The organism is Chitinophaga ginsengisoli, from assembly GCF_003014595.1.
Taxonomy (GTDB): domain Bacteria; phylum Bacteroidota; class Bacteroidia; order Chitinophagales; family Chitinophagaceae; genus Chitinophaga; species Chitinophaga ginsengisoli.
This window is the reverse complement of record NZ_PYGK01000002.1, coordinates 253,756-273,719: the sequence shown is the minus strand read 5'-3', so window position 1 is coordinate 273,719 and position 19,964 is coordinate 253,756. Positions and strand designations below refer to the sequence as shown.

Annotated in this window: 15 protein-coding genes; all 15 read left to right on the top strand. The window is 46.9% G+C overall.

The features are described from left to right. Positions 1-9 precede the first annotated feature (9 nt). Positions 10-2,403 (top strand): GumC family protein, encoded by a 2,394-nt coding sequence (locus CLV42_RS05590; RefSeq protein WP_106600914.1) that lies wholly within the window; start codon positions 10-12, stop codon positions 2,401-2,403. Between the two features lie 52 nt (positions 2,404-2,455). Continuing rightward, on the top strand, positions 2,456-3,811 hold the full coding sequence (locus CLV42_RS05585) for a nucleotide sugar dehydrogenase (RefSeq protein WP_106600913.1): 1,356 nt from the start codon (positions 2,456-2,458) through the stop codon (positions 3,809-3,811). A 12-nt stretch (positions 3,812-3,823) separates the two neighbouring features. Then, the gene (gene wecB, locus CLV42_RS05580) at positions 3,824-5,014 is read left to right on the top strand and encodes a non-hydrolyzing UDP-N-acetylglucosamine 2-epimerase (RefSeq protein ID WP_106600912.1); all 1,191 of its coding nucleotides are present in this window, start codon (positions 3,824-3,826) and stop codon (positions 5,012-5,014) included. Continuing rightward, positions 5,011-6,525 carry an oligosaccharide flippase family protein gene (locus CLV42_RS05575; RefSeq protein ID WP_106600911.1) on the top strand — a complete coding sequence of 505 codons (1,515 nt, stop codon included), beginning with the start codon at positions 5,011-5,013 and terminating at the stop codon, positions 6,523-6,525. The genes wecB (CLV42_RS05580) and CLV42_RS05575 overlap by 4 nt, the downstream gene beginning before the upstream one ends. A gap of 160 nt (positions 6,526-6,685) precedes the next feature. Next, positions 6,686-7,855: a polysaccharide pyruvyl transferase family protein gene (locus CLV42_RS05570; RefSeq protein ID WP_170117408.1), complete on the top strand. Its 1,170-nt coding sequence runs from the start codon at positions 6,686-6,688 to the stop codon at positions 7,853-7,855. A gap of 19 nt (positions 7,856-7,874) precedes the next feature. After that, complete coding sequence (locus CLV42_RS05565; RefSeq protein WP_106600909.1) at positions 7,875-8,981, top strand: glycosyltransferase; 1,107 nt, start codon at positions 7,875-7,877, stop codon at positions 8,979-8,981. Then, a complete protein-coding gene (locus CLV42_RS05560; protein ID WP_106600908.1) occupies positions 8,978-9,511 on the top strand; it encodes an acyltransferase in 534 nt (177 codons plus the stop codon). Before CLV42_RS05565 ends, CLV42_RS05560 begins: the two co-directional genes overlap by 4 nt. Next, positions 9,508-10,728: an O-antigen ligase family protein gene (locus CLV42_RS05555; protein WP_106600907.1), complete on the top strand. Its 1,221-nt coding sequence runs from the start codon at positions 9,508-9,510 to the stop codon at positions 10,726-10,728. The genes CLV42_RS05560 and CLV42_RS05555 overlap by 4 nt, the downstream gene beginning before the upstream one ends. Then, a complete protein-coding gene (locus tag CLV42_RS05550) occupies positions 10,715-11,857 on the top strand; it encodes a glycosyltransferase (protein ID WP_170117407.1) in 1,143 nt (380 codons plus the stop codon). The genes CLV42_RS05555 and CLV42_RS05550 overlap by 14 nt, the downstream gene beginning before the upstream one ends. 15 nt (positions 11,858-11,872) lie before the next feature. After that, on the top strand, positions 11,873-12,865 hold the full coding sequence (locus CLV42_RS05545) for a glycosyltransferase (RefSeq protein WP_106600905.1): 993 nt from the start codon (positions 11,873-11,875) through the stop codon (positions 12,863-12,865). A gap of 3 nt (positions 12,866-12,868) precedes the next feature. Then, positions 12,869-15,037 carry a bi-domain-containing oxidoreductase gene (locus CLV42_RS05540; protein WP_106600904.1) on the top strand — a complete coding sequence of 723 codons (2,169 nt, stop codon included), beginning with the start codon at positions 12,869-12,871 and terminating at the stop codon, positions 15,035-15,037. 36 nt (positions 15,038-15,073) lie between these two features. Then, a complete protein-coding gene (wecB, locus tag CLV42_RS05535; RefSeq protein ID WP_106600903.1) occupies positions 15,074-16,192 on the top strand; it encodes a non-hydrolyzing UDP-N-acetylglucosamine 2-epimerase in 1,119 nt (372 codons plus the stop codon). Then, a complete protein-coding gene (locus CLV42_RS05530) occupies positions 16,189-18,084 on the top strand; it encodes an alginate lyase family protein (RefSeq protein ID WP_106600902.1) in 1,896 nt (631 codons plus the stop codon). The genes wecB (CLV42_RS05535) and CLV42_RS05530 overlap by 4 nt, the downstream gene beginning before the upstream one ends. A gap of 2 nt (positions 18,085-18,086) precedes the next feature. Next, entirely contained in the window at positions 18,087-19,352 is a 1,266-nt protein-coding gene (locus CLV42_RS05525) for a glycosyltransferase family 4 protein (protein ID WP_106600901.1), read from the top strand. Continuing rightward, positions 19,339-19,956 carry a sugar transferase gene (locus CLV42_RS05520; RefSeq protein WP_317047978.1) on the top strand — a complete coding sequence of 206 codons (618 nt, stop codon included), beginning with the start codon at positions 19,339-19,341 and terminating at the stop codon, positions 19,954-19,956. Before CLV42_RS05525 ends, CLV42_RS05520 begins: the two co-directional genes overlap by 14 nt. Positions 19,957-19,964: the final 8 nt, after the last annotated feature.

The following is a 19,964-nucleotide window of genomic DNA, read 5'->3' as shown; positions in this document are numbered from 1 at the left end:
TCCCATCATATGAGCGGTAGGAATCACATTAACGGTGCTGTAAATAATAAGATAGAAGCAGAGCTTTTGCCGGACAATACGCTTGACGTACAGAATATCCTGGAAAAGGTCCGCAATAAGTGGTATTGGTTTGTAATATGCCTGTTACTGACCGGTGCAATGGCATGGGCATACCTGAGATATTCAACGCCCAGGTATAATATTAATGCGAAGATCCTGGTGAAGGACGACAAGAAGGGCGGCGACATCCAGGGACAGGAAATACTGGACCAGCTGGAACTGTTCAGTACGAAAAGTAATGTCGACAATGAGGTAGAGATCCTGAAATCAAGATCTATCGTTGAAAAGGTAGTAAGGGATCTGAAACTGAATGTTACCTATATAGTAGAAGGTCACTTTAAAAAAGCGGAAGTCATCGATGTGCCTTTTACCGCTAACTGGATGTTCCTGAAAGATACCCTCAAGAATGTGAAGTATGTCCTGAAGCCGATCGATGAAAAGAAATTCGTGTTCAGGACCCGCGATGGAGAAAAGACGCTGAACTGGGGCGATACGGTCCACCTCCCTGAAGGGGTGTTATCCATCACCCGGAACAGGCAGATTGAACTCGTGGATGAAGAGTATATCATCAGCGTGACCTCATTTGATAATGCCGTAGCCTCCTTCCAGCAGAAGATCAACGTGGAAATACCCAATAAACAGGTAAGTGTGATCAATCTCGGTATAGAAGCCACTATACCCAGGAAGGGAGAGATCATCCTGAACAAGCTGATCGAAAAATACCTGCAGGCCAGCGTGGAAGACAAGAACAGGATCGTAGACAGTACCATCGCGTTTGTAGACAACCGCCTGGTGCTGGTCAGCAGTGAGCTGTCGGGCGTTGAAAAACAGATCCAGCAGTTCAAACAGGAAAACGACCTGGCCGATCTGCAGGAACAGGCGAAAGTACTGGTATCCGGTACGGAAGACCTTACTAAACAGCTCACCGAACAGGAGGTGAGACTGAGCATAGTAGAGTCTATCGAACAGTACATCAATGACCAGAACAATAATAAACGTATCGTACCCTCCGCACTGGTCGTACAGGACCCTACCTTCCTGGCCATTGTGGAGAAGTATAATGGGTTGCAGCTGGACAGGCAACGTAGCCTGATGACCACTACAGAGTCCAATCCTTTTATTAAGAACATGGACGAGCAACTGGCTTCCCTGAGGGCTGACCTGAGCTCCAATGTGGCTTCCCTGAAAAGTGGTATCGTGATCAGCATCAACCAGCTGAAGAACCGGATGGGAGGTATCAATAGCCAGATCAAACAGGTGCCGGGAAAAGAAAGGGTGTTTTTGGACTATTCCAGGCAGCAGGCTGTAAAACAGGAGTTATACCTGTTCCTGCTGAAGAAACGCGAAGAATCGGCCATTTCCAAGTCATCTAACCTGGCAATAGCAAGGATCATCGACCCGGCCAAGAGTGATTCCGCACCATTTGCCCCCAAGAGACCGGTGATCTACCTGTTTGCCCTGCTGGCAGGTGTGGCTATTCCTGCCATCGGATTGTATCTCAAGGAGCTCTTCAACCGCAGGGTAGGAAGCCGGGAAGATATTGTCAACAATACCCCAGTGCCTATCCTGGCAGAGGTAGGACACTCAGATCATAAAGAACTGGTAGTCGTATGTAAAGGGTCCGTTGCGCCAGTGGTGGAACAGTTCCGCGCTATCAGGACGAATCTGCAGTTTGTACTGGGCGATAAAGGGCAGGTCATCCTGCTGACTTCCAGTATGAGCGGCGAGGGAAAATCTTTTGTGGCAACCAACATCGCCTCTGTGCTGGCACTTTCCGGTAAGTCGGTCGTGCTTATGGAAATGGACCTGCGTAAGCCAAAGATCTCAGAGCAGCTGGGATTGGTGAACCAGATAGGTTTCAGTACCTACGTGATCGGAAAGACCAGTTTAGAGGAAATCATCAGGCCTTCCGGTTTTCATGAGAACTGTTACATCGTTTCTTCCGGTCCTATTCCTCCTAACCCGGCAGAATTGCTGCTGCTGCCTGCTACCGAGAGATTGTTCGGCGAGTTGAGACAACGTTTTGATTATATCATCATAGATACCGCACCTGTGGGCCTCGTAACGGATGCCCAGCTGCTGGGACGTTTTGCTGATGCAACGCTATACCTGGTAAGACAGGGATATACCTTCAAACAACAGCTGTTGCTCTCCAGGGACCTGCATCTCAATGGCAAACTGCCTAAGATCAATATCATCGTGAACGACGTGAAGATCGGCAGTGGTTATGGTTACGGCTACGGTTACGGATATGGCTATGGTTATGGCTATGGTTATTCAAATACACCCCGGTCTACCAATGGCCTGATATCTAAAGTAAAACGCTCGCTTGCTAAAAAATAAGCGTGTGCATCAACTGGATTTTTTCTAACTAATCTTTTTTAATCTGTTTTTTATGAACAATGTGGTCGAAGAAATAAATCAGCTACAGATAGCTGCAGAGACAGAAACCGAAATAGCACAACGCAGCATTGCCATAATAGGGTTAGGATACGTTGGACTGCCCCTGGCAATTGAGTTCGGGAAGCATTACAATGTAATGGGATTTGACATCAACCAGGAACGTATTGCAGAGTTGAGTGAAGGAAATGACCGTACGAAAGAGGCGGATATGGATGAGTTACTGGAAGCAATGCGCCTGAGGGAAAAAAGCGGGAAGTCCCGCAAAGGATTGGGCTTTTCTTTTAACAGGGAAGAGCTGAGGGAGTACAATACATTCATCGTTACCGTTCCCACGCCTATAGACCAGTTTAAGGCGCCCGATCTGAAACCACTGCTGAAGGCTTCAGAAATGATCGGTGCAGCCCTGAAGCCGGGCGATATCGTGATTTATGAGTCTACAGTATACCCCGGCTGTACAGAAGAAGATTGTGTGCCTGTACTGGAAAGAGTATCCGGCTTAAAGTTCAATAAAGATTTCTTCGTGGGATATTCTCCCGAAAGGATCAACCCCGGCGATAAAATCAATACCCTGACTAAGATAAAAAAGGTGACCAGCGGCTCTACGCCTGAGATTGCCACTGTTGTGGATGACCTGTACAGCTCCATCATTAAGGCTGGCACACATAAAGCGCCAAGCATCAAGGTGGCTGAAGCATCCAAGGCTATTGAGAACGCACAGCGCGATGTAAATATCTCATTTGTCAATGAACTGGCCCTCATCTTTGACAGGATTGGCATTGATACCAATGATGTCATTGAAGCGGCAGGCACCAAATGGAATTTCCTGAAGTATAAACCAGGATTGGTAGGTGGTCACTGTATTGGTGTGGATCCTTATTACCTGGCGCACAAAGCAGAGTCGTTGGGATATCATCCGCAGGTGATCCTGTCGGGAAGAAGGGTAAACGACATGATGGGACAGTTTGTAGCCAATAAGGTTGTGAAACTGATGATCGAAAAGGACCATAAGATCAAAGGCTCCAAAGCGCTGATACTGGGTATCACCTTTAAGGAGAATTGTCCTGATGTGAGGAATACAAGAGTAGTGGACATCTACCATGAACTGGAGCAGTTCGGGCTGGATGTTGACATATATGATCCATGGGCCAATGAGGAAGCGGTATATCACGAATACGGCGTGGATATCATCAAACAGTTGAGAAATTCTGTGGTGTATGATGCCATTATCGTAGCGGTAGCCCACCAGGAGTTCCTGGAGCTGGATTATCAGAAGATCATCAGGAATAACGGCGTCATTTTCGATACGAAAGCCTGTCTGAACAGGGATCTGGTGGATGCACGGTTGTAAAGCAAAGCATGTATGACGAAGAAAAAAGTTTTGGTTGTTTTTGGCACAAGACCCGAAGCCATAAAAATGGCCCCACTGGTAAAAAGACTGATGAGCCATCCGGAGGCATTTGAAGTGATCGTCTGTGTTACAGGCCAGCATCGTGAGATGCTGGACCAGGTGCTGCGCATATTTGATATCACGCCCGATTATGATCTGAATATCATGAAGCAGGGGCAGGACCTGACGGATGTGACCATCAGGGTACTGGAAGGCATGCGAGGTGTATTGAATGAGGTGAATCCCGACATGGTGCTGGTACACGGCGATACAACTACATCCACTGCCGCCGCACTGGCTGCCTTTTATAAGCAGATCCCCGTGGCACATGTGGAGGCTGGTCTGAGAACGCATAATATCTACAGTCCCTGGCCGGAAGAAATGAACCGGAACTTAACCGGGCGATTGGCTACCTGTCACTTCGCACCAACGGAGACCGCCCGGCAAAACCTCCTGAAAGAGGGCATACCGGAAGACAGGATATATGTAACTGGCAATACGGTGATCGATGCCCTGTACATGGTACTGAACAGGGTACAGACCGACGGTGTGCTGAAACAGGAAACAGAGTGTGAGCTGGCGAAGATGGGTATTTCTGCTGAGCTGATCAATGAATGGCAACAGAAAAATGGGGGTGCCGGCAGAAGAATGATCCTGATAACAGGACACCGCCGCGAGAATTTCGGAGATGGATTCCTGAATATCTGCAGCGCTATCAAAGAACTGGCACAAAAACATACGGATGTTGACTTTATCTATCCCGTACATCTCAATCCGAACGTACGGAAGCCGGTGGCCGACGTACTGATGAGTGAACGCTTACCCAATGTGTTTATCATTGAGCCGCTGGACTACCTGCCTTTTATCTACCTGATGAACCGCAGCTATCTTATTCTCACAGATAGCGGAGGCATCCAGGAAGAGGCGCCGGGACTGGGAAAACCGGTACTGGTGATGCGGTATACCACTGAACGTCCTGAAGCGGTGGCGGCAGGAACGGTCTCACTGGTAGGAACAGACAAGGCGAAGATATACAAGTACGTGGATAGTCTTCTGACCGACCGGCAGGCATACGAGAGTATGTCGAATGCCGTAAATCCCTATGGGGATGGCAAATCGTGTGAGAGGATAGTAGCGCATATAAATGAATTGCAGGCAATATGAACCGCAGCATATTAATATCGAGGGTTGCAGGTATTTTACCACAGAAGGCCACTGGTTTCATCAGGGGAAACCTGAACTCAGACTTGGCCAGGAAAGTGTCTTCAGGTATTATATGGAGTTTTATCGGAACGATCGGCTCAAGGTTACTGATATTCCTGACATATGTGGCCATCGCGAGGATATTGAAGAAACAGGGTTTTGGTGAGCTGGGTATGATCAGGTCTACGGTAGATATGTTCTCTACGTTCGCCGGACTGGGACTTGGTGTGACCGCCACGAAGTTTGTTTCTGAGTTCAGTATGAAAGATAAGATCAAGGCCGGACGTATTATCAGGATGTCTTATTTGATTTCCTGGGTGACCGGGATAGTGGTGGCTGGGCTGATCTTTATTTATGCGGAGCCATTAGCGGCTGTTTCTTTGAAATCAAGAGAACTGATCAGGGACTTGCAGTTTGGCGGACTGGCTATCCTGTTTTACTCCGTAAATGGGGTGCAGAATGGTATACTGCTGGGCCTGGAGAAGTTCAAAAGTATTTCACGTATCAACCTGATAGGAGGATTGGTCAATATTCCCGTTGCTATTTCACTCTCCCTGTTCTTTGGCGTGGCGGGTGCTGTTATTGCACTAGCCAGCAATGCCGTCGTGATCTGCGTTATTGGTTTCGTGGAGGTGAGAAAGGCGGCAGGGGCATATGGCATCAATGTCAATGAGAGAGGTTTTACAAAGGAGCTGAACGTGTTGTTCTCTTATAGTCTGCCCGCCGTGTTGAGTGGTGGGCTTGTACTGCCGGTGAACTGGTTTTGCAATGCATTCCTGGTAGAATTGCCGAATGGCTATCAGCAGCTGGGTATCTATAACGCGGCCCTGAATATCATGCTGGTAGTAACGGTGATCAATGGTATGATCGGGCAGGCATTTTTGCCTTATGTGGTCAAAAACCTGGAGAATACAAATAAGAAGTTTGAAATGGCCAACAATTACCTGCCATGGATTGTTGGCATTTTTATATCACTCCCTTTCATGTATGTGCCCGAATTGGGTAACCTGCTGTTTGGGCGTGATTACGCAGGAGACATGTTAAAGAGCTCCATCGTACTGGTGATGTTCACCACCGTCATCGTTGCACACCGTCAGGGTATAGCGCGGAACTTTACCGCGAGAGGATACATGTGGTGGAGCCTGATCACAAACGTGGTGTGGGGCGTAATGGCGTTGGTCAGCATGTATTTTTTAAAACCCTATGGCGCCATCGGACGTTCCGGTGCCTACGCTATTGCCTATTTTCTGAACACGCTCGTGTTCATCCCATTTTATACCTCAAGGAAATTGTGTGAAAAGGACTTTGTGTGGTCGTTCGAAAGTATATCAATATGGCTGCTGATACTGTTTTCAGCTGGGCTGATGATTTTTATGGAGATCGCAATCGCACTTAGGATATTTATATTACTGCTTGTTTTGGGAGCAATAGTTTTTTTACTGATCAGGACATTTAAACGGCTTACTGCTTAGTAATAAAAACACGTTATAAGAACTATTAGTATCGACGCCAATCAGAGAATCTATCAACCGAATGCTGAACGGAGAGACGTGTGTCTAATATACCTGTGCTCGAAGAAGGCCTGATTGGCTGGAAGGCCTTTATTAAACCTGTTTGTTAATGTATTGTACTATGGGAAAATCTGTAGTTGTAAAGGGTGCATATGGCGAAGCGAACTTTGGAGATGATGCTTTGATGTGTACTATTGAGAACTTTTTTTTAAGGAACAACCTGTGTGTGAACGTTGATTTTTGTGGCAGTTCAAGTGATTACTGCCAGCGGTTATTGAAGAAGTCTGGTTATGTGGATGTGAATGACAACAAAAAAACAGCCGCCGATGTATTGATTTACGGAGGAGGCACACAGTTCTTTTTATTCGACTCCAACAAGGGAGGGTTTTATCTGAAACTCTTCTGGAGGTTGTTGACCGACAACCCGGGATTACTGATGAAAAAGATCATAAGTAAATTTTCCCGGACACAGCCGGTGCCTGCAAAGAAATCAGTAGGCCTCGGACTGGGACTTGGTCCGTTCAACCCGGAGAATAACAGGATAGAGCAGGTGAAAACATTGGTGGGAGAAATGGACCTGTTATATGTAAGGGATGCTACCTCCCTGTCTTATTGCAAAGACTGGGGGTATCAGGATGTGAACGAGGGCGCGGATATATGTTATTCGAGCTTTCTGAATTACGACAAAGCTGTTCACCGTAATGGGACAGACAACTATACTGAGAAAAAGCGGAAGCAGATAGGAGTGATCGTAAGGGACTGGAGGTATGAAAACGGTGGGAATGACTACCAGGAAACATTGCTGAAGATGATCGAAGAACACAGGGATGCTGACTATGAATTCACGTTCATCATTTTTTCGACGCTCCGTGATGTGGCATGGCGGAAGATCATCATTGAAGGAGGTTACCCCTGCCTGGAATGGGATCCCTTCAAAAGTGGTATAGAACAGTTCATGGATACGCTGGATGGCTTTGACGGTTTCATTACTGCGCGTTATCATGGCGGCGTGATGGGGTCGGTGCTGAATAAACCTGTAGTATGTATCGCTATTGAACCGAAGCTGAGAATATTGTCGGAACAGGTCAGTGGTTTCAGGCTGTGGGACATGCCATTCAGGCCGGGCGATCTGAAACAGGCGATGAGGGTGTTTGAAGAAAGGGATTTTGATTGTTCTGATTCTGTGAAATCATTAAGGAGAAAAGCAGACGCGATGTTTGATTCTTTGCACCAATATTTAGTATCTGAGTTGCAAACATCTTTTAATGAAAAACCTGCAATGGTAAAATGATAAAACTAACCAATTATAGATGAAAGTTGAGACATCATACAAGCTGGCTGTTATAGTATGCAAGGCTAATCCGTCGTTTGTTCCTCCCGTACTGAATGTGGTGCTTGGGCTGTCAAAGCTGTACGAAAAAGTAAAGCTGATCTGTGGTGACATCAGTAAGGAGAGTGAGGCTTTTTTACTGGGAGAATGTAGGAACCTTTCCATAGAGAATCTCCAGCTGCAAAGCAGGGGGACGTCGAAGATCTTATCCGTTTATTACTTCCGGAAGAAGGTATTTCAGATCGTCGACGATACACCCCATGATCTTTTGTGGATCTCCACAGGAGATACGGCTGTCAGCCTGGGCAACAAACTCAAAGGGTACCAGTTTGTGATGTGCCTGCTGGAGCTATATGATGAAGTACCTGTCTATAACTTTTTACTGAAACGCCTGTCTAAGTATGCCGATAAGATCGTAACGGCAGAGTACAACAGGTCTGCCATCCTGCGGGTAAGATGGAAACTGAAGAATACGCCTTATGTATTACCTAATAAGCCCTACTTCAAGCCAGTGGAGGGAGCTAGTATCAATGGGTCTAATGGTCCGCTGGTACAGCAGGTAAAAGACGAGATCAGCAAGGGGAAGAAGGTGATTCTTTACCAGGGTATCATTACCCACTACCGCAGGCTGGATACCATCGCCAAAGCCACTTTTGAAGACGATTCGAAGTTCGTATTCCTGATAGTAGGGAAGGACTTTGACTATATAGATACCCTGAAGCGTATCAATCCGAATATTATCCATATTCCTTTCATCGATGCGCCCCTGCACCTGGAGATCACGAAGCTGGCAGATATCGGTATCGTGGTGTATGACTTTATTGACCTGAATAACATTTACTGCGCGCCGAATAAGATATGGGAGTACGCGATGTTTTCGAAACCTATGTTGTGTAATGATATACCGGGGTTAAAGTATACGGTGGAACATTACAGGGCTGGGCTTTGTACAGATTTCAATAGTGTTGACGATGTGAAGGATACCATGGGAAAGATATTCTCTGATTACGGTGAGTATGCTTCGAACGCCACCACATTCTATAACAGCGTAGACCTGGATTCTATTATTAAAAACATTGTAAGATGAGCCTGAACCCTGGCAGATTGTTTATGATCAACAAGATGGTCCGTGCCTTACCCGGTACGCGGATGTTTGGACTGAAAAGAAAGCTGCTGGCATTTGCCGGCGCCAGGCTGGGTGCGAATGTAAGGATCATGGGGCTGAAAGTAATGGGCCCGTTTGATCTGCAGGTAGGTGACAACACATTCATTGGTGAAGATACTTTCCTGGTGGGTGCTATTGATAGTCGTATTAAGATCGGAAGGGATTGTGATATTTCTTCCAGGGTGACGATCGTTACAGGAACGCATGAACTAAACCCCGAAGGAGAAAAAATGGCAGGTGAAGGTTTTGGTAAGGACATCGTGATCGGAAACGGGGTATGGATAGGCATTGGTTCTATCATACTGGGAGGTGTGACCATTGGCAACCGGGCCATCATCGGCGCGGGATCGGTGGTGACAAAAGACGTTCCCGACTATTGTGTGGTAGCAGGTAATCCTGCAAAGATTATTAAGAAATATGACAACGTATTGAAGATATGGGAAAAAGCATGAGTATAAGGAACTTTGTGAAGAACGGGATCAATGTTGTTTTTATCGTATTCATCATCCTGAACTTTGCATTAAAGTATGCCCATCTCAATTTTCTGAATGGGGATATCCTTTTGGTACCTGTGATAGCCGGATTGGTGCTGTTCCTCTTCTTTCTGAAAAGAGAGAAGTTGTTCTCGCTGTTCATCCAGTTCAGATTATTTACTGCGTTGACATTGTTGCTGATCGTTTATTATATTTTCCTGGATCCCCTGAAAGACGAATCGCTGGTATACCTGGTGTCCAAGACACTATTATTCCTCATGTTTGCACTGTTTATGGCGCTGAATACAGATGAATATAAGATGAAGTGTTTAAAGGGATTGACGATATTGATCATCATGGGCCTGGTTTATGGATCTTTTTCACAGACAGTGGATTCAGAGACTTTTAGGCTGAGCTTTGGTTTTACGAATGCAAATAGTGCAGGTACGCTTGCAGCTATTGCGTTTGGAATTATCATTCAGAATAAATTCTTCAAAAAGATCATTGCCATTCCGGTGATGATCTACCTGACTTATGTCATTTTGATGACCGGGTCAAGGGCCGCACTTGTTGTTTATGTCATAGCGTGGTTCTTTTCCGATCTGAGAAAGGTACCAACATATAAATATATTCTACTGGCAATACCGTTGCTGATGTTGTTACCCTATTTCATTTCCTATTTTGGCAATTTGGATTCCAACAATTCGATCACCAGGTTGATGGCAGGCATCAGCGGGAAGGAAAGCATGTTCCGTAATAGGGAATATGCATTTGGATGGGGAATGAAAACCTTCCTGGATCAACTGATGAGAGGACATGGTCTGGCCAGGTATGGTTGGACGGACCCCCGGTTCAGTGGCAATAATATCACCAGTAATCCGCATAATGGTTACCTCGGGCTGGGTATTATGATGGGGGCCTTATTCGCTGCTATTTTTATCATCATACTGTTGTGGTACTGCGTGAGGTATGCATGGGACTTCTTTAAAAACAAGAAGGAATATATGCGTACCTACCTGTTTATCATGATCAGCATTTTGATAACGGCGTTTGTAGAGTCTTACCTGATCGGGATCAACGAATTGATGACAAGCCTGTTTTGGTGTTGTGTAGCCAATATTCAGTTTGATTACTACATAAAATCACGTATTGAATTGCATACCGGACAAAATAGTTATGCGCATGTCTACGAATAGAAAGTTTGTTTTCTGGCAGAATATGGTGAGTGTACACCAGTCATGCTTCCTGCATTGTCTTTCACTGAAAGAGAATGTAGAAGTAGTACTTGTGACGGTAGTGGAGATAGAAGAGAAACGGAAAAAGATGGGCTGGACCATCCCCGATATGGGCCGTGTGAAACTGATAGTGTCGCCGGAACAGGCAGTGATCAATGATATTGTAGCAGCATCAGACGAAAATACTTATCATATTTTCAGTGGTTTCGACAGTGAACCGCTTTTCCGGAATGCCTTTGCTTACCTGACAAGTCACCGGCATAACCTGGGTATTATGGCGGAGCCATACAGCTGGCTGGGACTGAAAGGAAAGGTGAGGTATCTGCGTAGTATCTATCACCGGATGCGGTATGGAAAGATGTTTGACTTTATTCTGGCCATAGGTAGTAAAGGAATGGAAGTGTATAGCAAGGCGGGATATAAAAAGGGCAAGCTTTTCGAATGGGGATATTTTGTCCAGGCAACCCCACCAGTTACGGCAGATGAGTATGGGGCTTTCCGGGTGATGTATGCAGGGGGACTGGTGCCCAACAAGGGCGTGCACACCCTTATCAGGGCCTGGTCAGGCATAAAGAGCGGAGCCGGGGAGTTGAACATCATAGGGGATGGCCCGGAGGCGCCCATGTTAAAGGACCTGGCGACTGAGCTGTCCTTATCGAATGTGAATTTTTCAGGTTTCCAGGATAATGTGACCGTCAGAAAATTAATGGGACAGCACGACCTGTTTGTGCTGCCCAGTATACTGAAAGAGGGCTGGGGTGCAGTGATCAATGAGGCGTTGCAACAGGGCACGCCTGTGATCTGTACAGATCATTGTGGAGCTTCTGTATTACTGGGAGATCACAATTTCAGTACGGTGATCAGGGCAGGAGATATTGATCGCCTGTCGGAAGAGATGCATAAGCGGATGAGGGCAGGAAAGGTATCTGCAGGTGCGCGGGAGAAGATCAGGAGCTGGTCTGAATGCCTCTCAGGCGAGCATGCAGCAGATTATTTCCTGGATATCATGCATTGTGTATACGAGGAAGGGGCAGCTCCACTGGCGCCCTGGAGAAAAGGAAAAAAGAGGGGAACACTTGTTGACGGTTAAAAATAAAAGAGACAAATGATATTACTGGACGCGGTGTTTATTAATAATAGCGGGGGGAAGGTCTTACTGGATTATCTCGTAGCGGAGATCAGCAGTGCTGGGCTCGACTGTTTTTATCTGTTCGATGTCAGGGTCCGGGGTGATTACGGGTTTATAGCAGATGACCGTAAGACTTTTATGAAAGGCTCACTGATAGAAAGGCACCGGTTTTACAAACAACGTGGTAAGCAATTCGATAAGGTACTTTGCTTTGGTAACCTGCCGCCAACTGTAAGATTAAGAGCGAAGGTGTACACTTATTTCCATAATGTTTCGCTTTTGAGTTATCCGGCTACTTATGGTTTCAAAGAGAAAACACTGAAAAAGATCAAAGGAAAACTGATCACTTTCTTAAGTGGGAATACAGACTATTTCATCGTTCAGACGAATGACGTGAAAGCCCTGTTACTGCAACGCGGCATAAAGGCCGCCAAAGTGATCGTGGCGCCATTCTATTACGTGGCGCAGTCAGATGGCAACGGCAGCAGAAAGGAGTCTTTTGTATTTATCAGCAATGGAAACACCCACAAGAATCATAAGAACCTGCTGCAGGCCTGGCGTATGCTGGCCGAGAAAAGGATGTTCCCTGAATTGCATTTAACGGTAACAGGTAATTACAGTGAGTTGGTCAATACCATCGAGGAGTACAGGAATGAGGGATTGAAAGTGGTCAACCATGGCTTTGTAAATGCCTATGATCTGTATAGCCAGCATAAGTACCTGGTGTATCCATCGCTTTGCGAAAGCTTTGGATTAGGGTTGATAGAAGCTGTGAAATGTGGTTGTGATGTTGTGGCATCTGATTTGCCGTACGTGTTTGAAGTAGTTAATCCGACCCTGGTATTTGATCCCATGGAGCCACGTTCAATAGCAGATAGCATAGAACAGATACTGAAAGGCGATCGTCTTAAATCAACAACACTCGTAGTAGAAAATAAGATCAAAGAAATTATAGACTATTTAAAATAGCATATGAAACAACTGATTCAATCCTTCAAGACAGGTGATACCATCCTGGAAGAAGTGCCTGCACCGCAGGTGGCGAAAGGACAGGTACTGATAAGGACAACAAGAAGTCTTGTTTCACTTGGTACGGAAAGGATGCTGGTAGAATTTGGCAAGGCAAATCTTGTGCAGAAAGCCAGGCAACAACCTGATAAGGTAAAGCAGGTGCTGGACAAGATCAAAACAGAAGGGCTGATGCCGACGCTGGAAGCGGTATTTAACAAACTGGCGCAGCCACTTCCGCTGGGATATTGTAATGTGGGAAAGGTGATAGCGGTAGGCGAGGGTGTCAGCGAATTTAAAGTGGGCGACAGGGTGGCGTCTAATGGTCCGCATGCGGAGATAGTATGTGTGCCACAGAACCTGGTAGCGGCGATACCTGCAAATGTATCCGACGACGAGGCGGCATTTACAGTGATCGGCTCTATCGGTCTGCAGGGGATCCGGTTGTGTAATCCCACATTGGGAGAGACCATCGTGGTGACGGGATTAGGCCTGATAGGGATGATTACGGCAGAATTGCTGCTAGCCAATGGCTGCCGGGTAATAGGGATTGACCTGGATGCAGAGAAGATCGCATTGGCGAGGAAGAAGGGCATCATTGGTATCAATCCGGCGGAAGGTGCAGACGTAGTTAAATCTGTGCTGGATGAAACGCAGGGACGCGGTGCGGACGGTGTGATCATCACTGCCTCCGCCAAAACAGATGAGATCATTTCCCAGGCGGCCAGAATGAGTCGCAAACGCGGAAGGATCATATTGGTAGGTGTAATAGGATTGAACATCAGCCGGGCTGAATTTTATGAAAAAGAACTGACGTTCCAGGTATCCTGCTCCTATGGACCGGGACGGTATGATGAAGAATATGAACAGCGGGGGGTAGATTATCCGTTGCCTTTTGTTAGGTGGACGGAGAAGAGAAACTTTGAAGCCATTTTACAGGCGGTTTCTTCCCGTAGACTGGACGTGGCTTCATTGATCTCTGAAAGAGTACCGTTGGACGAATATGACCGCGTATATGGCAGTATCGGCAGGAGCCGCTCTATTGCCTCTATTCTTGTGTATAAAGAAGATGCAGCGTTGCAGCATACAGTACATGTGGTACCGGCTACTTCTTTCGTGGGGAAGAAAGGTGTATGGGGCATTATCGGTGCAGGCAATTTTACAAAGATGACTATGCTGCCGGCGCTGGAGAAGGCCAAAGCAAATATCAAGTATATCGCCAGTGCGGGCGGTATTACCGGTACAGCGCTGGCTAAGAAATATAAGATAGCACTCAGCACAACGGATTACCAGGAGATATTGAGAGACCGCGAAACGGATGGCGTGATGATCACCACACGTCATAACACACATGCAGGCATGGTGCTGAAGGCCCTGGCAGCGGGCAAACATGTATTTGTAGAAAAACCACTGGCATTGAATGAAGATGAACTGGAGCAGATCATTGATGCCTACGACGGCTCCGTGACGCTGACAGTAGGGTTTAACCGCCGGTTTTCTCCCCATGTGCAGAAGGTGAAACAACTGGTGGGAAATACCCCTATGAATGTTATCGCTACCATGAATGCAGGCGCTGTTCCCCCAAATGTATGGGTGCACGATATGAAGGTAGGAGGCGGCCGTATTATAGGAGAGGCTTGCCATTTTATTGATCTCATTACCTATCTGACAGGCAGTAAGGTAACAGCAGTCTGTATGAATGCAATGGGTGTTAATCCGGCGGAGAATACGGACAACGGCTCCATACTCCTGCAGTATGAGAACGGGTCCACGGGTGTGATCAACTATTTTTCAAACGGATCAAAGGCTTATCAAAAGGAAAGGGTCGAAGTTTACTCACAGGATAGAACAGCTGTCATCGATAACTATAAACAAACCACCGGCTACGGCTTCAAGGGATTTTCAAAACTGAAGACAACGTTGGACAAAGGACATAAAGCGCAGTTCCAGGCTTTGATCAGTAGCATTAAAAATGGCGGAGCGCCGCTGATCCCGTTTGATGAGATCATCAATACCACAAGGGCCAGTTTCGCTGCTATTAAAAGCCTGCAGCAGAGCAGCTGGGTGAGACTGGATACCGTTCAGGTAGCGGCAGCGCCGGTTGTTGCAGAACCAATGGAAGCGCTTCAATAAACAGTACGTTGTTCATCTATTATTAAAAATCACTGAATGAAAATAACGCTTATTGCCGGAGCCAGGCCTAACTTTATGAAGATCGCCCCCATTATTGCTGCTATCAGAAACAAGCAGCAACAGGGATATGAGATCAATTACCGGCTGGTACATACAGGTCAGCATTATGATAAGAACATGAGTCAGTCTTTTTTTGAGCAGCTCAATATACCGGAACCACACGCGAACCTGGAAGCTGGCGGCGGTTCCCAGGCAGAGCAAACGGCCAATATCATGGTGCGTTTTGAAAAAGAGCTGATGGAACACCGGGCCGACCTGGTACTGGTGGTGGGCGATGTAACCTCTACACTGGCCTGTTCTATCGTAGCCAAAAAACTGATGGTAAAAGTAGCCCACGTGGAAGCAGGCATCCGGTCAGGGGATATTACCATGCCGGAAGAGATCAACCGTATGGTGACAGACTCGATCACTGACTATTTCTTCACTACATCGGATATAGCAAACGCCAATCTGCGCAAAGAGGGCAAGGAAGGAGAGCAGATCATTTTCGTAGGCAATACAATGATCGACACCCTGCTGAAACAGCGTAGCCGTTTTACAGCGCCTGCCATCTTCGAAACGGCCGGATTGAAACCGCAGGGTTACCTGGTGATGACGCTGCACCGTCCTGCGAACGTGGACGTGCAGGAAAACCTTTCGCTACTGATCAGTGAGATTATGAACAACAGCAACGGACTGCCTGTCATCTTCCCGGTGCATCCCCGTACAGCGAAGAACCTGGAGAGCAGCCGGCTGTCATATCCCAATCTACACCTGGTAGAACCATTAGGATACCTGGAGTTTAATTATTTGGTGGAGAATGCGAAAGCTGTTATTACAGATTCCGGTGGTATTACAGAAGAGACAACCGTGATGGGGGTGCCCTGCATGACGCTGAGAGACAGCACGGAGCGTCCGGAAACCTGCACATTGGGTACAAATGAATTGCTGGGTACAGATCCCCATGCTATAAAACCTGCGATGGAAAGATTATTCAGGGGTGAGTGGAAAAAGGGCAGTATCCCGCCTTTATGGGACGGGCATGCCGCTGAGAGGATCATTGAAAGCCTGATGGAAATATTTGCAGTTAAAGAAAAATATAGTCCTGCAGTATGAGTAGTTGGAAGACCTTACAGAAAGGTATGAAGGTGGTGCATAACATGGGCTGGAGATATATTGCTTTCCGGTCTGTGTATGAACTCAACAGGCGTACAGGAAGGCTTAAAAAGCGTTTTCCCGGCACGCCGGCTAAGGTGAGGTACCTGTCGCTGGACAGCTGGAAGAACCAGTCTGTAAAGTTCTTTTTCGGCAGCAGGGAAGAGCTGACCATTCCCCGTAATCCGGAGGCAGGTCTTGCTACCCGTTATAAGGAGATAAAGGCCGGTAAACTGTTGTTCTTCAACGGGAAGATGATAGACCTGGGTATTGACAGTGACTGGATGAGAAATCCTGATAGTGGTTTCGTGTATGAACGGGATAAACACTGGACGGAGATAGAAGATTATTCCAAGAAAGCCGGCGATATCAAGTTTGTATGGGAGAGGGCGAGGTTTGCCTACCTGTATGACGTCATTCGCTATGATTATCATTTTAAGGAGGATTGCGCCGCTTTTGTGCTGAGCAATATCCTTTCCTGGATAAAGGGCAATAAGGTGAATTGCGGGCCTCATTACAAGTGTAGTCAGGAGATAAGTCTGCGGGTGCTGAACTGGACCTTTGCATTGTACTATTACCGCAATTCGGCCCACCTCACTGAACAGGTGTTTGAAGAGATCCAGCATGCTATTTACTGGCAGCTGCATCATGTGTATGAGAACATCCACTTCTCCCGGATTGCTGTGAGAAACAACCACGCGATCACGGAAACGCTGGCCCTCTACCTGGGCGGCCTGTTATATCCTGCATTTCCGAATGCGGCTATGTGGAAGGAAAAGGGCCGGAAATGGCTGATACAGGAGGTGGAATACCAGATCTATCCTGATGGCAGTTATCTGCAGTTCTCCATGAATTATCACAGGGTGGTAGTACAGCTGTTAACCTGGGGCATCCGCCTCGGTGAATTGAATGGAGAAAGCTTTCCAGCTGTAGTTACAGAGCGGGCGGAGAAATCAGTGCAGTTCCTGCGTTCCTGTATGAACGACAGCAATGGTTGGCTGCCCAACTACGGGGCCAATGACGGCGCGCTGTTCTTCCGGTTGAATAACCAGCAGTACCGCGATTACCGGCCGCAGCTACAGGCACTGGCAGTGGTGCTGGACACTGATGCAGCACTCCCGGGGATTTACGAAGATGTATACTGGTATGGTAAAATACCTGCGGAAACAGAAGTAGCTCCGAAGGAGCTGAATGGGTTGTTCAGTTATCCGGATGGTGGTTTTTACCTGTGCCGGGAGCAGGATACCCTCACGTTCCTGCGTTGCGGTGATCACCGTGACAGACCATCTCAGGCTGACAATCTTCACCTTGACATCTGGTATAAAGGAGAGAATATCCTGATGGATGCCGGCAGTTATAAGTATAACACCAACGATCAGACCTTGCGGTATTTCATGGGTACGGCTTCCCATAACACGGTGATGCTGGATGATTATGACCAGATGGAGAAAGGTCCGCGGTTTATCTGGTATAACTGGACGCAAAGTAAAAATGCGTCGCTGTATGAAACAACGGATGAGTATATATGGGAAGGGATCATCTCAGCTTTTCAGCATGCAGGACCGGACATTACTCACAGGCGTGTAGTGAAGAAGAAAAAAGGCGAGCCTTTCTGGCGGGTGGAAGACTATATCATGAACAAGCCGCCGTTGTTGAGAATGCGTCAGCTATGGCATACTACATTGCCCAAAGCGATAACCTGGAAAGCCAGGGACCTGCAGGGAAATGTACTGAAGGCAGAGGAAAGGACCGGGGCTTATTCTTCGCTGTATGGCGTAAGGGAAGAGAGCCGGGAGTTCATATTTACCACAGACCAGTATGCAATCATCACAGAGATAAGTTTAAATAGATAGTTATGAAGATCTTACTGATTCACCAGTATTTTTTAGAAGAAGATGATCCCGGAGGCTCCAGGTGGAATGAAATAACAAAGACATGGTCTGATCAGGGCCATCGTGTAACCGTGCTGGCAGGGATGATGCACGCCAACGGTTCGGAGAAACGTGCGGAGTACAAGAAGAAATATTTCGTAAAGAAACAGCAGGGAGATGTAACCGTGTGGAGGTGTCATGTATCGGAGTCTTACAACCGCAACTTCCTGGGGCGTTTATGGGGATATTTCTGCTTTATGTTCTCTTCTTTATGGGCAGGACTGTTTAAGGTAAAAGGCGATTTTGATGTAGCGATCGTTACCTCACCACCTTTATTTGTAGGCTTCTCTGGGTATGTGCTGTCCCGGGCGAAGCGTGTGCCTTTCCTGTTTGAAGTGAGGGACTTATGGCCGGAATCGGCTATTGATTCAGGTGTGCTTAAAAATAAAATGATCATAAAGTTGGCTTGTTGGTTTGAGGCTTTCATTTACCGGAAGGCATCTCTCATCAATGTACTGACACCGGCATTTTACAATACTTTAAGGGATAAAAAGAACGTACCGGAAGAGAAGCTGATCTTCATTCCCAATGCGGCAGACTTTACCTTGTCAGACAACCTGCTGAATACCTTCGACAGGGATGCATTCCGGGAGGAGCACCGCCTGAACGGTCATTTTGTGATCACTTATGTAGGCGCTCACGGCGTAGCCAATGACCTGGAACAGGTATTGAAAGCAGGTAAGCAACTGGAAGATACGCCTGTACTGTTCCTGCTGATCGGCCAGGGAATGGACAAAAAGCGCCTGCAACAGGTAGCGGAGGAAATGAAGGTGACAAATGTACGTTTCCTCGATCCGGTGCCTAAACGGGAGGTGTTTAAATACATACTGGCGTCTGAAATGGGCGCTTCCGTGTTAAAGAAAGCAGATACTTTCAAAACAGTTTACTCCAATAAGACGTTTGATTATATGGCCTGTAAAAAGCCTATCCTGATGGCTATTGATGGCGTATCCCGGGAGCTGGTGGAAACAGCGGAGGCAGGCGCTTATGTGGAGCCTGAGAATATTGCTGAGTACAACCGTATCATCCGGGAATACCTGTTACAGCCAGACAGGATCGTGAAAGAGGGAGAGAATGGTTTTGCTTATGCGAAGCAGAATTTTGACAGGCAGGTACTGGCATTACGATATATAGATTTCATACAACAGAAAATAATAAAAACCAGTAGACTGAGCAATGCAGTTGTATAGTAAGATCATTAAGCCATTACTGGACAGCACGATAGCGCTTGTAGGGCTGATAGTGCTCTCACCCTTGCTGGTGGTGCTTACTATATTCCTCTATTGGGCCAATGATGGAAAGCCTTTCTTTCTGCAACCCCGGCCCGGCAGGAATGGAAAGGTATTCAGAGTGGTCAAGTTTAAAACAATGAATGATAAACGGGCGGCTGACGGACAACTGCTGCCTGATGAGGCAAGGCTGACCCCGGTAGGAAAGTTTATCAGAAAGACCTCCCTGGATGAACTGCCACAGTTACTGAATGTTTTAAAAGGGGATATGAGCCTGGTAGGCCCCCGCCCCTTATTAGTAGAATATCTGCCATTGTACAATGACCTGCAATGGAAAAGGCATAACGTAAAACCGGGTATTACGGGTTGGGCGCAGGTGAATGGCAGAAATGCCGTGAGCTGGTCTGAGCGGTTTGCATATGATGCCTACTATGTAGATAATATCAGCTTTGCGCTGGATGTGAAGATCCTGCGGATGACGGTGCTGAAGGTAATACAATCCGAAGGTATCAGTTCTGCGTCATCAGTTTCTATGGAGAAATTTACCGGGAATGATCCCCGGTGAGTCAATAC